At 65.5% G+C, this 15,195-nt stretch carries 19 protein-coding genes; 12 read left to right on the top strand and 7 right to left on the bottom strand.

Annotation, left to right across the window (positions count from 1 at the left end):
• Positions 1 to 5: 5 nt before the first annotated feature.
• The 4 genes from ybeY to era are packed head-to-tail and all read left to right on the top strand — an operon-like array spanning position 6 to position 3,083.
• Positions 6 to 560, top strand: coding sequence for an rRNA maturation RNase YbeY (gene ybeY, locus AWC12_RS10245; protein WP_024445286.1), 555 nt, complete (start codon positions 6 to 8; stop codon positions 558 to 560).
• A complete protein-coding gene (locus AWC12_RS10240; protein WP_085174058.1) occupies positions 557 to 1,855 on the top strand; it encodes a hemolysin family protein in 1,299 nt (432 codons plus the stop codon). Before ybeY ends, AWC12_RS10240 begins: the two co-directional genes overlap by 4 nt.
• Positions 1,852 to 2,178 (top strand): cytidine deaminase-like protein, encoded by a 327-nt coding sequence (locus AWC12_RS10235; RefSeq protein ID WP_024445288.1) that lies wholly within the window; start codon positions 1,852 to 1,854, stop codon positions 2,176 to 2,178. The genes AWC12_RS10240 and AWC12_RS10235 overlap by 4 nt, the downstream gene beginning before the upstream one ends.
• On the top strand, positions 2,175 to 3,083 hold the full coding sequence (gene era / locus AWC12_RS10230) for a GTPase Era (protein WP_024445289.1): 909 nt from the start codon (positions 2,175 to 2,177) through the stop codon (positions 3,081 to 3,083). Before AWC12_RS10235 ends, era begins: the two co-directional genes overlap by 4 nt.
• On the opposite strand, the gene AWC12_RS10225 is transcribed toward era, so the two are convergent.
• Both AWC12_RS10225 and AWC12_RS10220 read right to left on the bottom strand, forming a co-directional pair.
• A complete protein-coding gene (locus AWC12_RS10225; RefSeq protein WP_234813942.1) occupies positions 3,084 to 3,503 on the bottom strand; it encodes a CAP domain-containing protein in 420 nt (139 codons plus the stop codon).
• A gap of 76 nt (positions 3,504 to 3,579) precedes the next feature.
• Positions 3,580 to 5,121, bottom strand: coding sequence for an amidase (locus AWC12_RS10220; RefSeq protein WP_085174055.1), 1,542 nt, complete (start codon positions 5,119 to 5,121; stop codon positions 3,580 to 3,582).
• Positions 5,122 to 5,184: 63 nt separating this feature from the next.
• Here AWC12_RS10220 and recO point away from each other — a divergent pair, with 63 nt between their 5' ends.
• The 7 genes from recO (at position 5,185) to AWC12_RS31880 (ending at position 10,526) form a co-directional block, all read left to right on the top strand.
• Positions 5,185 to 6,015 carry a DNA repair protein RecO gene (gene recO / locus AWC12_RS10215; protein WP_085174053.1) on the top strand — a complete coding sequence of 277 codons (831 nt, stop codon included), beginning with the start codon at positions 5,185 to 5,187 and terminating at the stop codon, positions 6,013 to 6,015.
• Positions 5,954 to 6,844 carry a decaprenyl diphosphate synthase gene (locus tag AWC12_RS10210; protein WP_085174051.1) on the top strand — a complete coding sequence of 297 codons (891 nt, stop codon included), beginning with the start codon at positions 5,954 to 5,956 and terminating at the stop codon, positions 6,842 to 6,844. The genes recO and AWC12_RS10210 overlap by 62 nt, the downstream gene beginning before the upstream one ends.
• An 8-nt stretch (positions 6,845 to 6,852) precedes the next feature.
• Positions 6,853 to 7,272, top strand: a complete 420-nt coding sequence (locus tag AWC12_RS10205; protein WP_085174049.1) for a hypothetical protein — start codon at positions 6,853 to 6,855, stop codon at positions 7,270 to 7,272.
• A gap of 10 nt (positions 7,273 to 7,282) precedes the next feature.
• Positions 7,283 to 7,474: a hypothetical protein gene (locus AWC12_RS10200; protein ID WP_024445295.1), complete on the top strand. Its 192-nt coding sequence runs from the start codon at positions 7,283 to 7,285 to the stop codon at positions 7,472 to 7,474.
• Positions 7,475 to 7,825: 351 nt separating this feature from the next.
• Positions 7,826 to 9,262 (top strand): sensor histidine kinase, encoded by a 1,437-nt coding sequence (locus AWC12_RS10195; protein ID WP_085174181.1) that lies wholly within the window; start codon positions 7,826 to 7,828, stop codon positions 9,260 to 9,262.
• Positions 9,263 to 9,265: 3 nt separating this feature from the next.
• Complete coding sequence (locus AWC12_RS31885; RefSeq protein ID WP_272937883.1) at positions 9,266 to 9,487, top strand: CNNM domain-containing protein; 222 nt, start codon at positions 9,266 to 9,268, stop codon at positions 9,485 to 9,487.
• Positions 9,429 to 10,526, top strand: a complete 1,098-nt coding sequence (locus tag AWC12_RS31880; protein ID WP_272937882.1) for a hemolysin family protein — start codon at positions 9,429 to 9,431, stop codon at positions 10,524 to 10,526. Before AWC12_RS31885 ends, AWC12_RS31880 begins: the two co-directional genes overlap by 59 nt.
• An 8-nt stretch (positions 10,527 to 10,534) precedes the next feature.
• Here the strand turns inward: AWC12_RS31880 and AWC12_RS10185 are convergent, their stop codons facing one another.
• The 3 genes from AWC12_RS10185 to AWC12_RS10175 all read right to left on the bottom strand — a co-directional run bounded on the left by AWC12_RS10185 (position 10,535) and on the right by AWC12_RS10175 (position 13,144).
• Positions 10,535 to 12,184 (bottom strand): cation:proton antiporter, encoded by a 1,650-nt coding sequence (locus tag AWC12_RS10185; RefSeq protein WP_085174047.1) that lies wholly within the window; start codon positions 12,182 to 12,184, stop codon positions 10,535 to 10,537.
• A 288-nt stretch (positions 12,185 to 12,472) separates the two neighbouring features.
• Entirely contained in the window at positions 12,473 to 12,865 is a 393-nt protein-coding gene (locus AWC12_RS10180) for a DUF302 domain-containing protein (protein ID WP_085174045.1), read from the bottom strand.
• A gap of 9 nt (positions 12,866 to 12,874) precedes the next feature.
• Entirely contained in the window at positions 12,875 to 13,144 is a 270-nt protein-coding gene (locus AWC12_RS10175) for a metal-sensitive transcriptional regulator (protein ID WP_024445299.1), read from the bottom strand.
• Positions 13,145 to 13,476: 332 nt separating this feature from the next.
• Here AWC12_RS10175 and AWC12_RS10170 point away from each other — a divergent pair, with 332 nt between their 5' ends.
• Entirely contained in the window at positions 13,477 to 14,364 is an 888-nt protein-coding gene (locus tag AWC12_RS10170) for a universal stress protein (protein ID WP_085174043.1), read from the top strand.
• Here AWC12_RS10170 and AWC12_RS10165 read toward each other — a convergent pair.
• Positions 14,361 to 14,765 carry a Fur family transcriptional regulator gene (locus AWC12_RS10165; RefSeq protein ID WP_085174041.1) on the bottom strand — a complete coding sequence of 135 codons (405 nt, stop codon included), beginning with the start codon at positions 14,763 to 14,765 and terminating at the stop codon, positions 14,361 to 14,363. The two genes, AWC12_RS10170 and AWC12_RS10165, sit on opposite strands and share 4 nt — an antisense overlap.
• Positions 14,765 to 15,124 carry an ArsR/SmtB family transcription factor gene (locus AWC12_RS10160; protein WP_024445302.1) on the bottom strand — a complete coding sequence of 120 codons (360 nt, stop codon included), beginning with the start codon at positions 15,122 to 15,124 and terminating at the stop codon, positions 14,765 to 14,767. The genes AWC12_RS10165 and AWC12_RS10160 overlap by 1 nt, the downstream gene beginning before the upstream one ends.
• Positions 15,125 to 15,195: the final 71 nt, after the last annotated feature.

Below are 15,195 nucleotides of genomic sequence, written 5' to 3'. Positions count from 1 at the left end.
GAACCATGAGTATTGAGGTGTCCAACGAATCGGGCATCGACGTTTCCGAATCCGAACTCGTCAGCGTCGCCCAGTTCGTCATCCGCAAGATGGACGTCAACCCCGCCGCAGAGTTGTCGATGGTGCTGCTCGACACCGCGGCGATGGCCGATTTGCACATGCGCTGGATGGACCTGCCTGGCCCAACCGATGTCATGAGCTTCCCGATGGACGAACTGGAGCCCGGCGGCCGCCCGGATGCTCCCGAGCCCGGACCTTCGATGCTGGGCGACATCGTGCTGTGCCCCGAGTTCGCCGCGAAGCAGGCCGCCGATGCCGGCCACACGCTGGGCCAGGAATTGGCGCTGCTCACCGTGCACGGTGTGCTCCACCTTCTCGGCTACGACCACGCCGAACCTGACGAAGAAAAAGAGATGTTCGCGCTACAGCGTGAGCTGCTCGAGGAGTGGGTGGCAGACCAGGTCGAGGCGTATCACCTTGACCGGCAGAGCGAGAAGGACCGCCGGTTGCTCGACAGGTCGCGCCACTTCGAAGATTTCAACGACGGCGACACTCGGTGACCAACGTCGGGCAACTCATCAGTGCGGTCGTGCTGGTGGTCTTCGGTGGTCTGTTCGCCGCCACGGACGCCGCGCTGAGCACCGTATCCATTGCTCGCGTCGAGGAGCTCGTCCGCGACGAACGGCCCGGCGCAACCCGGCTGGTTCGCGTCATGCTGGACCGCCCCCGCTACATCAACCTCATCGTGTTGCTGCGCATCGCCTGCGAGGTCAGCGCGACGGTGTTGATGGCGGCCTACCTCGACGACTACCTCGGGGTCAGCAAGGGCCTGATGGCCGCCGCGGGCATCATGACGGTGGTCAGCTTCGTGGTGGTCGGCGTCGGGCCCAGGACCCTCGGCAGGCAGAACGCCTATCAGATCGCTTTGGTGACAGCGCTTCCGCTGCAAGCCATCTCAGTGGTTCTCACCCCCATCAGCCGGTTGCTCGTACTGATCGGAAACGCCCTGACGCCGGGCCGCGGTTTCCGCAACGGACCATTCGCCTCCGAGATCGAGCTGCGCGAAGTGGTGGATCTGGCCCAGCAGCGCGGAGTTGTCGCCGACGACGAACGGCGGATGATCCAGTCGGTGTTCGAGCTGGGTGACACTCCGGCCCGCGAAGTCATGGTGCCGCGCACCGAGATGGTGTGGATCGAGAGCACGAAATCTGCGGGTCAGGCGACGTCGCTGGCGGTGCGCAGCGGGCATTCTCGGATCCCGGTGATCGGCGAGAACGTCGACGACGTCATTGGGGTGGTGTATCTCAAGGATCTCGTTCAGAGGACGTACTACTCGAACGACGGCGGCAGGGGCACCCTGGTGTCGGACGTCATGCGCAAGGCCGCTTTCGTACCTGACTCCAAGCCGTTGGATGCGCTGCTGCGCGATATGCAGCGCGACCGCGTGCACATGGTGCTGTTGGTCGATGAATACGGCGCGATCGCAGGCCTTGTCACGATCGAGGACGTCCTCGAGGAGATCGTCGGGGAGATCGCCGACGAGTACGACACCGACGAGGTGGCGCCGATCGAAGACCTCGGAGAGTCGACCTACCGCGTGTCGGCCCGGCTGCCCATCGAGGACCTCAGCGAGCTGTACGACATCAAGTTCGACGAAGACCTCGACGTCGACACCGTCGGGGGTCTGGTCGCGCTGGAACTGGGACGTGTGCCGCTGCCTGGCGCCGAGGTGGAGTGGGACGGCCTACTGCTGCGTGCCGAGGGGGGACCGGACCCGAGGGGCCGGGTCAGAATCGGCACCGTGCTGGTGACGCCTGTCGAGCGGGAAGACGAGGACGCGGAGGAACAGGGATGAGCGAGTCGAAGTCGTTGGACGATGAGGACGCCAAGCTGGTGGTGCTCGCCCGCGGTGCCATGGGCCGCGCCGAGGCAGGCAGCGGCGCCGCAGTGCGGGACCTGGACGGGCGCACCTACGCCGGTGCGCCGGTCACGCTCGACGCCTTGACCCTGACCGCACTGCAGGCTGCGGTCGCGGCGGCGGTGTCCAGCGGAGCCGCCGGCCTGGAAGCAGCCGTACTCGTCGGAGGGTCGGCCGACGACGCCGGTGTCGCGGCGGTGCGGGAACTGTCCGCCGACGCAGCCGTGATCGTCACCGATCGTGCCGGCAACGTGTCGTGACCGCGGAAACCGAATTCCGTTCCGGCTTCGTCTGTTTCGTCGGCAGGCCCAACACCGGAAAGTCCACGCTGACCAACGCTCTGGTGGGCACCAAGGTCGCGATCACGTCGAACCGGCCGCAGACCACCCGGCACACGATCCGGGGCATCGTCCACCGCGAGGATTTCCAGATCGTCCTCGTCGACACCCCGGGGCTGCATCGGCCCCGCACGCTGCTGGGTCAGCGCCTCAACGAGTTGGTGAAAGACACCTATTCCGAGGTGGACGTCATCGGGATGTGCATCCCCGCCGACGAGAAGATCGGTCCGGGCGACCGTTGGATCTACGAGCAGATCCGTGCCGTAGCGCCGAGAACCACACTCATCGCCATCGTCACGAAGATCGACAAGGTGTCCAAGGACCGGGTGGGCGAGCAACTGCTGGCGGTCAGCGAACTGTTCGGGCCCGACGCCGACATCGTGCCCGTCTCGGCGACGTCGAACACCCAGCTCGATGTGCTGACCGATGTGCTTGTCTCGAAACTGCCTCCCGGACCGGCGTTCTACCCCGACGGCGAACTCACCGACGAGCCCGAAGAAGTCCTGATGGCCGAGCTGATCCGGGAAGCGGCCCTCGAAGGTGTGCGCGACGAGCTCCCGCACTCGCTGGCGGTGGTGATCGACGAGGTTGAGCAGCGCGAAGGCCGCGACGACCTGATCGACGTGCACGCCATCCTCTACGTCGAGCGCGACTCGCAGAAGGGCATCGTGATCGGCAAGGGCGGTGCCCGCCTGCGCGAAGTCGGCACCGCTGCCCGCACGCAGATCGAGAAGCTGCTCGGCACCAAGGTGTATCTCGACCTGCGGGTGAAGATCGCAAAGAACTGGCAGCGCGATCCCAAACAACTGGGCCGGCTGGGGTTTTAGTCAGCCCGGCTGCCCGTACACCGCGACCACCACGGAGCGGTCCAGGCTGTTCTCCGACCAGACGCCGATCTGTGTGTTGGCGCAGTTCGACATGATCGCCATGTAGTCCGGCCGGTAGTACCACCGGTTCATGATCTCGATGCCGCTGATGGCCAGCGCCGGATTGATCGCGACGGTTTCGGCGACCTTGCCGACGAACCCGGCGCGATTGGCCCGGTCCTGCACGGTCGAGCCGTCAGAGCCGATGTCACCGTCGAGGGCCCGGTTGTTCAACAAGTCCCTGGTGTGCCATTCGGCGGCCAGTTGCAGCTGCGAGTTGATCTTCAGGTCGGTCTGGCAGTCGGCCTGATGCTGGATCGTGTAGACGTTCACGGCGACGCTCTCGTTGAGCCGCCGGTTGTCGGCCTGGGCCGCCGGCATGCCCGCGACGGTGGCGCCCACGAGCGCCACGGCGGGCAGGCCACGCACGATCTTGCTGACAGTCACAGGCGGGAGATTACGCGACCTGACCGGCCAGCGAGTCCGGAGCGGCAAGATCGGCACTCGCTTCCGCGCGTGCGTCGGACACCGTGGGATCGGGCACGCTCGGGGGTTGAGGCGCCCACCAGTTCTCCGGCTGATGCATCGCCCAGCCGTTCAGCGCTTCGAGTGCCGCGGCCAGGGACACCAGAAGTGGTTCGCTGTTGGCGGGACCCATCAGTTGCACCCCGATCGGCAGACCATCCGAGGTGAACCCCGCGGGGACGTTGATCGATGGCCAGCCCACGAGGTTCCACGGCCACGTCACCGGGCACGCCTGGATCATCATCCGGTCGGTGGCCAGCCCGCCGAGCTGGTCGAAGGCGTGCGCCTTCGGCGGCGGCAGAGCGGTTGTCGGCGCCAGAACCACGTCGGCCAGGTTGAAGATCCAGCCGATCCGCTGCTGCGTCGCGGCTTCGTGAGCGCGCGCCTTGCGCAGCGTGTTCTGCGACAGCAGCCATCCCATCCGGGCGTTGGATCTGGTCCGCTTGTCCCAGGTGACGCCGCGGCCGAGCCGATCCATCCATTCCGGTATGCCCGCGGTCGAGCGGGCCAGGAAGTTCCATGACATCCGCAGGTTGTACTCCGGGTCGGCCGCGACGATGGAGTGGCCGAGCTGGGTCAGCTGGTCTGCGACGTTCTCGAGCGCTGTCCGGATCTCGGGGTGCAGGCGGGCGCGGAAACCGGTGAACGGGAACTTCGTCGACATCGCGATGCGCAACGGGCCCGGCGCGCGCGACACATAGTCGGACACCTGCACCGGCGGCGGCGCGTGGAGGTCACCGGGTGCGCTGCCAGACGCCGCGTCGAGCACCAGCGCCGCATCGGACACCGTGCGAGCGAGCACGCCGTTGACGGTGATGCCGTTGAACGCCTCCGACAGCGGCCACGTCGAGATCCGTCCTCGCTGGGGTTTGATGCCCACCAGGTGCGTCCACGCCGCGGGGATCCGCACGCTTCCCGCCCCGTCGGAGCCGATCGCGGCGGGGACGAGCCCGGCGGCCACCGCCGCAGCACTGCCGCCCGAGGAACCGCCGGGGGTGTGGTCACGTGACCACGGATTGCGGGTGTGTCCGAACGCGGGCCCGCTCGTGAACGGCCACTGACCGAGCTCGCAGGTGTTGGTCTTGCCGACGATCACGGCTCCGGCGGCCCGCAACCTGCGCACCACCTCAGCATCGGTGTCGGCCGGCGGAACCTCGCCGACTGCGCCGAAGCGGGTGGGCACTCCGGCGACGTCGACGTCGTCTTTCACCGCGATCGGAATTCCCAGTAGCGGCTTTGTGGACAGGTCGGCGCCCGCGGCGCGGAGGCGGTCGGCCTCGGCCGCATCGGCGAGGGCCTGGTCGGTGAGCACCACCCGGAACGCGTTGAGGGTGGGCTGGCTGGCCTCGATGGCCTCCAGCGACCGGCGCACCAGGTCGATGGATGTGGCGTTGCCACTGGCGAGCTGAAACAACTGGTTGCCCACGGTGGGCAATCGGGCGGGGGAACGGCGGGGAGGGGGAGAGTCGACCATCACTTACGAGAATATCGGCGCTGCGGACCGGAAAACGTCCCCCGGCAGTGGGAGACTGGCCGGATGCGTCTGTACCGGGACCGGGCGGTGGTGCTGCGGCAGCACAAGCTCGGTGAAGCCGACCGGATCGTGAGTCTTCTGACTCGCGATCACGGCTTGGTGCGGGCGGTGGCCAAGGGTGTGCGGCGCACCCGCAGCAAGTTCGGTGCGCGGCTGGAACCGTTCGCGCACATCGATGTTCAGCTCCATCCTGGACGCAATTTGGACATCGTCACCCAGGTGCAGGCCATCGATGCGTTCGCCTCCGACATCGTCAGCGACTACGGCCGCTACACCAGTGCCTGCGCGATGCTGGAGACCGCGGAACGCCTCGCGGGTGAGGAGCGCGCACCGGCACCCGCGTTACACAAGCTCACTGTTGCCGCGCTGCGCGCCGTGGCCGACGGCACGCGGCCCCGCGAGCTCATCCTCGACGCGTACCTGCTGCGTGCGATGGGCGTCGCGGGTTGGTCGCCCGCGCTGACCGAGTGTGCCCGGTGCGCCGCCCCGGGGCCGCACCGGGCGTTTCACGTCGCCGCAGGGGGAAGCGTGTGCGTGCACTGCAGGCCGTCCGGGTCGGCGACTCCGCCGCAGGGTGTGCTGGACCTGATGGCCGCGCTCTATGAGGGCGACTGGGAGCACGCTGAGCTCTCGATCGCCTCGCACCGCAGTCAGGCCAGCGGATTGGTGGCCGCGCATCTGCAATGGCATCTGGAACGGCAGCTGCGCACTCTGCCGCTCGTCGAGCGGGTGGCGCATGTGCCCGGCATGACCATCAGGCAGGATGTTGCGCATGGCAACGGCACGGACTGGGCGGCGGAAGGGAAGCTACCCACAGCTGCCTCCGGCGCCTGACGACTATCCCACCTTTCCGGACAAGTCGACCTGGCCGGTGATCTTCCCCGAGATTCCCGCGGGCACCAACGGAAGTTTTGCCCGCCCCCCGCAGCACACGTCCAAGGAAGCTGCGCCACAGATTCCTGCCGACCAGGTGCCCCAGCACGTCGCCGTGGTGATGGACGGCAACGGCCGCTGGGCCACTCAGCGCGGGCTCGGTCGCACCGAAGGTCACAAGATGGGCGAGGCGGTGCTGATCGACATCACCTGCGGCGCCATCGAGATAGGCATCAAACACCTCACCGTCTATGCCTTCTCGACGGAGAACTGGAAGCGCAGCACCGAAGAGGTGCGGTTCTTGATGGGCTTCAACCGGGAGGTGGTGCGGCGCCGGCGCGAGAACCTCAACGATATGGGCGTGCGAATGCGCTGGGTCGGTTCGCGTCCGCGCATGTGGAGCAGCGTCATCAAGGAGTTCGACATCGCTGAGCAGATGACTGTCGACAACGACGTCATCACCATCAATTACTGCGTGAACTACGGTGGCCGCACCGAGATCGTCGAGGCGGCGCGTGAACTCGCCCAGGAGGCGGTCGACGGCAAGATCAAGCCCGGACGTATCAGCGAAGCGCAATTCGCCAGACACCTGCATCGAGCCGATATCCCCGATGTCGACCTGTTCATCAGGACATCGGGGGAGCAGCGGGCGAGCAACTTCCTGCTGTGGCAGGCGGCCTACGCCGAATACGTCTTCCAGGACAAGCTCTGGCCGGACTACGACCGCCGCGACCTGTGGGCCGCCTGCGAGGAGTACGTCCAACGCAACCGGCGCTTCGGCAGAGCCTAGGGGTCTTGGTGGACCTGTCGGAGCGGCTGGCCGTCGTACTCACAGACATCCTGCCTGTGACCCGCGAGGACGATGGAGCGTTGACGGTACAGCACGAAGCGACGTTCGCGTCCCTGCGTGTGGTGACCATCGCCGAGGGCCTCGACCTGGTATCACTGACGCAAGTACTGGCGTGGGATCTTCCGCTGGACAGCAAGATTCGCGCCAAGGTAGCCAAACATGCTCAGGACACCCTGCTAGGAACGGTGTCACTCGTGGAGAAGATCGGGGCGACGTCCACGAAAGGATCGGCGCGTTCGACCAAGACCGGTGACGTGTTGCTGCGCTACAACTTTCCGGCGGCCGGCCTCACCGACGATGCCCTCCGGACGCTGGTGCTGATGGTGCTGGCCACTGGGGCCGATGTGCGGCGTGCCCTGACCGCCTAGGGTCGAGATCATGCGTATTGCGGTGATCATCGTCGGCGTCGTTGTCGCGCTCTTCGGTCTGTTGTTCGCGCTCCAGGGTTTCGGTGCGGTGCAGGGCAGCCCGATGAGCAGCACCACCACGTGGTCGGTCCTCGGCCCCCTCATCGCCATCGCCGGGGTCGCCGTGGCTGTCACGGGCTGGCGGATGGGACGCAAACGGTAGCTGCGAGGGCGCGCAACCCTTCCCTGGCCTGATTCCTCGGTCCCCATCCGTTCGCCTAAGTCGAGATATACCCTACGGGGTACAGTATCAAGATCATCGGAGGAAAGCTCAGGAGGGACTTATGATGCCACCAGCGGGGTCGTGCGGCAGTGCCCGGAACGGGATGACGATCCATTTCGACGGTGTTGCGTGCCAAGACGTCGAGTCGTGAATCTGTCGCCGCTGATGGACCGCGGCCCTGTCATCGGGGACGAAGGTCCCTTTTCGCCGGAGCCCTCGCACGAGCAGACTCCTAGGCATGGACTTGACGTGAACGGCGATGTTCACGACCAACTCAACCGTGGAGCGGCGATGAGTCGGCTGTCACTGAGGCAACTCATCGGGGTGTGCCTCGGGGTAGTGGCCGGGGCCTTCGTCGTTGCGTCAGCGGCCGCCGTGATCGGCCAGGTCACCATAGCTCGCGCCGTCAGTGAACTGGCTGATCGCGTCGTGCCCATCCAGCGCGACGTCGAGCAGATTCGGCGGGCCTACAACGATCAGGAAACCGGACAGCGCGCGTTCATCTTGACCGGCAACCCAGCGTCGCTGGATCTCTACTATTTCGGAAAAGTCGTTGCCGACGAACTCCTGGCCAACCTGCGCGAGGAGCTCGCCGACGACCGTCAGGGGACAGAGATCCTCGACCGGGTCGCCGCGGCGGCGACGACATGGCGCACACAGGCGGCCGGCCCGCAGATCGATGCCCGGCGCGACGGTGACACCGTGGCTGCGGATCAGAACGAGACCACCCTGCGGAACAAGCAGTTGTTCGATCAGTTGCGCAGCGAACTGCGTTCGCTCGCTGCCTACACCGATGCCATGGGCGAGAATCAGCTTTCACGCATCCAAATCGCGGAGAAGACATCCACCGTGATCCAGATCATCGGAGTCGTCGTTCTCGTGGCTGGCCTCATCGTCACGGTGATCCTGCTGCAGCGCCTCCTCACCCGACCCGTCAACACGCTGCTTCGAGAGGTGAAACGCGTCGCCGACGGCGACTACGACCAGCCCATTGTTCGAACCGGCTTGCGGGAGACAGCGGAGATCGCCGAAGCGGTCGAGCACATGCGAGTCAGTTTGCGCTCCAGCACAGACAAGCTGATCGACAGTGAGCTGCGCGACGAACAGGCGCGCATGGCGGCGGATCTACATGACCGGGTGATACAGCGGGTCTTCGGCCTCGGCTTGAGCTTGACCTCGGCTGCGTCGCGGCGTCAACCCGATCTGACACCCTTCATCGACGAGACGGACGCCATCATCCGCGATCTACGTGAGGTGATTTTCAATCTCCAGCAGGCGATTTCACCGATCGGGCGCTCCACGAGGCTGCGGTCGGCGATCATCGACATAGTGGAGGGCAGCGCCGCCGCGCTCGGGTACAACCCGACACTGCAATTCGACGGCCCCATCGAGGATGCGCCGATATGCTCCGGACTTCACGCCGCCGTCCTCGCGGTCGTGCGGGAAGCATTGAGCAATACTGCCCGTCATTCGCGCGCGTGCGCCGCCAGCGTGCATGTCACGGTCACCGACGTCGAGTTGCGGGTGGTTGTCCGTGACGACGTTATCGGACTCTCGGGCGATGACGTCATGGGACATGGTCGGCGCAACATTGCCACGCGTGCAACGCAATTCGGAGGAAGCGTGACATTCTCCAACGCGCACGACCAAACCGGTGCCGTGGTCGACTGGGCGGTGCCCTTGACTCACCCCGAGCAGCGCGAAACCGTGGATTCGTCGACGTGGTGACGCGTGGACGGGTACTGGTTCGACCTCGCGCTGGTGTCCTCCCTGATCTTGCTGAACGGTGTGCTCTCAGGCAGCGAAGCGGCGTTCATCTCGCTTGCAGAGGGTCAGCTGAGGGAGCTTGAGCGGCGCGGCGGCCGCCGAGACCTGCTCGTGGTGAACCTGGCGCGTGACCCCAATCGCCTTCTCGGGACTGTGCAGCTCGGCATCCCGGGCGGGGTTCTTTGAATCGGCCGCGGCCGCGGTATCTCTGGCTGAACCGCTGGCCGATCGGCTGGTGCTTCTGGGGAGTGCCGCAGGATCGGTGAGTATCGCTGTGGTGACGGTGCTGGTCACCGCCGTGACTCTGGTCGCGGGTGAACTGGCGCCCAAACGATTGGGTATGCAGTATTCGCGCCGCTGGGCGGTCCTGGTCGCTGGGCCGCTGAGTGCACTTGCGACACTGGCCGGGCCTGTCGTGTGGGCTTTGGGTAAGGCGACCGATGTGGTGGTGCGTCTGGTGGGAGGCGATCCCGCTATCGGCAAGCGCGAGCCCACTTTTGGCGAGCTGCGGGAGTTGATCGCTACCCACACGAGGTTGAGCGTAGAGCAGCGAAGGATCATCTCCGGCGCGCTGGAGATCCATGAACGGGCGTTGCGCGAGGTGGTCGTCCCTCGAACTTCGGTCTTCCGGTTGCGGGCGGATCTGCCTGTTGGACAGGCGCGTACCGCACTCGCCGAGTCGGGACATACGCGCGCTCCGGTGGTGGCCTCGAACGATCTGGACGACACGGTCGGGGTGGTGCATCTGCGGGATCTGCTCGGAATGAGTGGAACGGTGGCCGACATGGCGAGGCCAATTCTGTCCCTGCCCGAGAGCCTGCACGTGACCGACGCGCTGTCAGTGCTCATGGCGAAACACGAACAGTTCGCGCTCGTCATTGCCGAACGCGGGGGCGTGGCCGGCATCGTGGCCCTTGAGGATTTGCTTGAGGAGATCGTCGGTGAAATCTACGATGAGCAGGACAAGGACATCAGATCGGTGCGGACGCTGCCCGATGGAAGCCGAATCCTGCCGGGCTCATTCCCGATTCACGATCTGGTGGACGTCGGGGTCGACGTGTCAGCGCTCCCCGGTGGTGACTACACGACTGTCGCCGGCTTGGTCCTCAGCGTTCTCGGACGGATACCCACTGATCCGGGTGACCATGTCGACGCCGCCGGTCACCGGTTCGAGGTCACTGCAGTGAAGGGGCGCGCCATCCGCGAGATAAAGCTCTCGTCGTGACCCCTCGCCTATGTGGGTCCGTCGTCGTCGGCGGTGAGCAGGTCGTGGAGGGCTTCCGAGGTGGTATTGGCGGCGGTCGAGAACGGTTCGAGGACGATGTCGACACCCGTCGTTCTGAGTTGATCCGCATCATGGCGGGTGTGCGCAGTCAAGGCGACCGCGCCGGCGAACTCCCGCTCGCGAAGTCCCTGCAGCAGGGCAAGGTTCGTTTGCAGAGCGGGAATCGCACTGATGACGTATTTCGCCCGGTCCAGCGGCAGGGCCTCCAGCAGGGCCAGATCTTCTGCGCTGCCGAACGTTGTTTCGACCCCCTTGCGGCGATGCGTGGTAACCCCGTGCGGATCGAAGTCGACGCCCAACACCCGATGCCCTGCGCTGGTCAGCCGCTCGGCGAGATGGCTTCCGAAACGCCCCAAACCGAACAGGATCACGTCGAAATCGTCGTCACGGCCAGGATCGAACTGGTCGCGTTGACGTCTTCGCTCGAGGATCGACAACCATTGCCCGGACCACTGATACAGCTTGTGTGAATACGTCGTCATGTATGTCGACGCGGTGATCGTGATCAATCCAACGATCGTGATCAGGCTCGCGGTCGCATTGCCGATGTGCCCTAGGCTCATGCCGAGTGCAACGAGGATCAGCGAGAACTCGGAGATCTGAGCCAGTGGTACGCCGACGAGGAAGCTGACGCGAACCGGGTAGCGCATCAGCGACATGATCGCGACGACGATGAGCGGCTTGGCCGCCAGGACGAAGACCGACAGAACTGCTGCCGCTGCAAGCTGGTTCGCCGCTTCGTCGAAATCGAGCCTCGCGCCCAGGTCGAGAAAGAAGAACAACAGCAGGAAATCGCGCAGGCTGACCAGGCGTGCTCCCAGCGCATCACGAAACTCGGTGCTGGCCAGGGACACTCCCGCGAGGAAGGCGCCGACCTCGGAACTGAACCCCAGCCACTCGCTCAATGATGCGACCGACACGGCATAGGCCACACCGAAGAGCACGAGCAGTTCCTGTGATCGTGCTATCTGTGGCAGCAGCCAGGGCAGGATGAAGCGCATCAGCACCCAGACGCCCACAAGAAGAGCAAGGCCCTTGAGCGCCACGGACAGGATGCCGGCCCCCAGACCTGTGTCGCCGTTGTCGTGTCCGGAAGCTGTCAGCGCGATCATCACCACCACGACGACGATGTCCTGGACGATGAGAATCCCCAGGGTGATCCGTCCGTGCAGCTGGTCCATCTCACGCATGTCGGACAACAGCTTCACGACGATGATCGTCGACGAAAAGGCCACTGCCACGGCTACGTAAAACGCCGCCGTGCCGCTCATTCCGAGTGTGAGGGCGATCAGATAGCCGAGAACGGCAGTGAGCAGCATCTGGCCGCAGCCGGTGATCATCGCGACGGGCCCGGCGCTGCGGATCATATGCAGATCCAGGCGCAACCCCACCAGGAACAGCAGGATGGCCAGGCCGAGTCTGGCCAACAGTTGCGTGGTGGTGTCCGCCGACACCCATCCGACGCCGACGGGGCCCACCAGGATGCCAACCAAAATGAAGGCCACGATCAGCGGCTGCCGAAGCCTGGTGGCCACCAGCCCCGCCAGGGTGGCGAGCGCGAGGATGATCGCAATGGTCGGAAACGGGTGAAGATCCATGTCCGCGGTCGGATCAATACGGCCGGACGACGTTTACCGGAACACCTGCCGCCTGTGAATCATCGATGCGGACAACAATTCTCCCGCACTCGGTGGGGGGTGCCATCGTTTTCATCCTCGTGTCGGTCTGGCTGCCACTGATGACCCTAGGTTCCGCGCTCTCAGAGGTCTAGGGGCCTTCGGCCCCGGTTAGAGCCAGCAGGGATCTCCGGCGCTTTCGGCGGCGATCAACGCGACAGCAGGATCCCCGACGTACACCTGCAGCCAGCGGCGCCACCGTCTTGGCTCTTACAGCGATTCCAGCGCAGTCCGCAGCTTGGCAGCGACCTCGTCGGCGACGGGGCGCAGCTGCGCGTCACCGGTGACGTCAACGAGGACCTGCGGGTCCATGGCTTCGACGATGACAGTGTCTGCGTCGTCGCGGTCGGATCGCACGACTACGTTGCACGGAAGCAGGAGTCCGATCTGGCGGTCGATGTCCACGGCGCGGTGAGCGAGCGGGGGATTGCAGGCGCCGAGAATGACATAGCGCTCCATATCCTCGCCCAGTTTGGCTTTCAACGTTGCCTGCATGTCGATCTCGGTCAGGACGCCGAAACCCTGATCCGCAAGCGCTGCGCGGGTACGTGCGAGGGCATCGTCGAACGAGGTACACAGAGTCGTCGATACCGCGAATCCCATGACGCCTCCTTAAGCGAGAGCGAGGAAGAGCTTTTCCAGTTCGGCTTCGGTCATCGGTTTGTCGCTGCCCGAAGCATCTCCGGTCACGCACTCCCGCAGGCCGGTGGCCACGATCTTGAAACCGGCGCGGTCGAGCGCGCGTGATACGGCGGCGAGCTGGGTCACCACATCCTTGCATTCGCGGCCCTGCTCGATCATCGAGATGACGCCCGCCAGTTGGCCTTGCGCACGACGCAGCCGGTTCAGCACCGCTGCGATGGCATCTTCGTCTCCGACCACGGCCGGGTCTCCTCTCTCGGGTACGGGCACCATAGTACCCGTGGGGGTATGCGACTGCCACGACTCGCCGGAAGGGCCCTGGTCGGATCGGGCACGCACAGAAAGTGCAGCACCGCAGCGCGCACGATCATTCCGGCAGTCGTCGCCAACACGGTGAGGTCGGGACCAACGGCCCTTATGTGCGCGTGCCGAGCGCCATAGTGTCGTGGCGAGCCTGAAGATCTTCTTCGAAGGAGGTGCGCGATGGACTGGCCGGCCGCTGCCGTACTCATTGCGGCAATCGTCGCGATGATGGCGATCGTGAGTACCTATCTCGCCGCGAGATTCTCGAAATGACCACAGCAGGGTCGCCTTCCGGGGTCGTCGTCGGGGTGGACGGTTCCCAGGAGTCCGGCGCGGCGGTGCGCTGGGCCGCCCGGGAAGCGCACCTGCACGGTCTGCCGCTCATCCTGATGTACGCGGTCAGGCGGCCGATCGTCACCTGGCCCCTCGCGCCGTCAGACCACGTTGCGATCGAGGGCGAACTGCAGAACGCTGAAGACGCGCTGAAGTATGCCCGGAAAGCGGCTCTGGCGATCGTGGGCCCCGGCCAACCGCTTGACATTCGTACCGAGATCGCGCGATCGAGTGCGGTCTCCGCACTGGTAGACGCGTCCAAGGATGCACACATGGTGGTTGTGGGCAGCCGCGGGATGGGAAGCATGGGCCGGCTTCTGCTGGGGTCGGTCAGCTCCGGTCTGCTCCACCATGCGCGCTGCCCTGTCACCGTTGTGCGCAGCAGGATGGGGGAGCTGCCCGATGACGGTGCCCCGATCCTGCTGGGAGTCGACGGCTCGCCGGTCTCGGAGGCGGCCACAGCGCTGGCCTTTGAGGAGGCTTCGCGACGCGGCGTGGACTTGGTGGCGCTACACACATGGAGTGACGTGGGTGGGCTGCCGCTGCAGGGCGAGGAGTGGCGCACCCGCAAGCAGGAGGCCGAGGAAATCCTCGCCGAGCGCCTGGCCGGCTGGCAGGAGCGATACCCCGATGTCAAGGTGCGCCGTCACGTGGAATTCGACGAGCCGGCGCGCCAGCTCGTCGATCGCTCCGGCACCGCCCAACTCGTCGTGGTGGGCAGTCACGGCCGGGGTGGTTTCTCCGGGATGTTGCTCGGATCGGTCAGTTCGGCAGTCGTCCAATCCGTTGACGTACCGGTGACGGTGGTCAGACCGCGCGACTAGTTGCCTGACGCCGCGACGGCGCAGTTGCGGCAGACCCCGAATATCTCGATGGTGTGGTGGATGTCGGAGTAGCCGTGGGCCTTTGCGACGTCGGACGCCCAGTTCTCGACATGGTCTCCCTGGATCTCGACGGTCGAGCCGCAGATCCGGCACACGAGATGATGATGGTGGTCATCGGAGCACCGCCGGTACACGGATTCGCCGGTGTCGGTGCGCAGCGTGTCCAGCACGCCCGCCGTCGCCATCTGCTGCAGGGTGCGGTACACCGTGGTCAGGCCGACTCCCTCACCGCGCTGGCGTAATTCGTCGTGCAACTCCTGGGCGGAACGGAAGTCGCTGGTCTTGTCCAGTAGCGCGCGGATCGCGGCGCGCTGCCGCGTCGCGCGGCCTTCGGTCGTCATCAGCCGTCCTCGCCCGCATGGGTCACTGCCGCGACCACGATGTCGGTCAGGTGATGATCGGCCAAGCGGTACAACACTTCTCGCCCTGATCGTGAACCTTCCACGACACCGGCCGACTTCAGGATGCGCAGATGCTGGCTGACCAGGGGCTGCGGCACGTCCAGGATGTCGACCAGCTCGTGGACGCAGCGCGCTCCTTCGCGCAGTTGCAACACGATGGCGATGCGCACCGGCGCGGCGAGCGCCCGAAGCAGATCACCCGCGGTGTCGAGAACCGCGCGCGGCGGCAGCTCGGTCGCTGCCGGGCCGCCGTGGTTGTGGGCGTCGGACGCGTCCGTGATACTGGAAACGGTTTTCATTAGATGTCACCATACATGCGCAATCGTGCATGTCAATCGGGGATATCGCGTGAGGTGCACTGCCGGCCTCG

The sequence above is a fragment of the Mycolicibacterium iranicum genome (assembly GCF_002101705.1).
Taxonomy (GTDB): domain Bacteria; phylum Actinomycetota; class Actinomycetes; order Mycobacteriales; family Mycobacteriaceae; genus Mycobacterium; species Mycobacterium iranicum.
The sequence above is the reverse complement of the archived record's forward strand: the minus strand, read 5'-3'. Positions and strand labels throughout refer to the sequence as shown.

Bases quoted from the DNA above. Each gene is read 5' to 3' on its own strand.
- AWC12_RS10210 (WP_085174051.1), top strand. From the start codon at position 5,954: ATGGCAACGGCACGGACTGGGCGGCGGAAGGGAAGCTACCCACAGCTG.
- AWC12_RS10200 (WP_024445295.1), top strand. From the start codon at position 7,283: ATGCGTATTGCGGTGATCATCGTCGGCGTCGTTGTCGCGCTCTTCGGT.
- AWC12_RS10165 (WP_085174041.1), bottom strand. From the start codon at position 14,765: ATGACGACCGAAGGCCGCGCGACGCGGCAGCGCGCCGCGATCCGCGCG.
- AWC12_RS10160 (WP_024445302.1), bottom strand. From the start codon at position 15,124: ATGAAAACCGTTTCCAGTATCACGGACGCGTCCGACGCCCACAACCAC.
- AWC12_RS10220 (WP_085174055.1), bottom strand. From the start codon at position 5,121: ATGGTCGACTCTCCCCCTCCCCGCCGTTCCCCCGCCCGATTGCCCACC.
- recO (WP_085174053.1), top strand. From the start codon at position 5,185: ATGCGTCTGTACCGGGACCGGGCGGTGGTGCTGCGGCAGCACAAGCTC.
- AWC12_RS10170 (WP_085174043.1), top strand. From the start codon at position 13,477: ATGACCACAGCAGGGTCGCCTTCCGGGGTCGTCGTCGGGGTGGACGGT.
- ybeY (WP_024445286.1), top strand. From the start codon at position 6: ATGAGTATTGAGGTGTCCAACGAATCGGGCATCGACGTTTCCGAATCC.
- AWC12_RS10180 (WP_085174045.1), bottom strand. From the start codon at position 12,865: ATGGGATTCGCGGTATCGACGACTCTGTGTACCTCGTTCGACGATGCC.
- AWC12_RS10195 (WP_085174181.1), top strand. From the start codon at position 7,826: ATGAGTCGGCTGTCACTGAGGCAACTCATCGGGGTGTGCCTCGGGGTA.
- AWC12_RS10185 (WP_085174047.1), bottom strand. From the start codon at position 12,184: ATGGATCTTCACCCGTTTCCGACCATTGCGATCATCCTCGCGCTCGCC.
- AWC12_RS10235 (WP_024445288.1), top strand. From the start codon at position 1,852: ATGAGCGAGTCGAAGTCGTTGGACGATGAGGACGCCAAGCTGGTGGTG.
- AWC12_RS10225 (WP_234813942.1), bottom strand. From the start codon at position 3,503: ATGCCGGCGGCCCAGGCCGACAACCGGCGGCTCAACGAGAGCGTCGCC.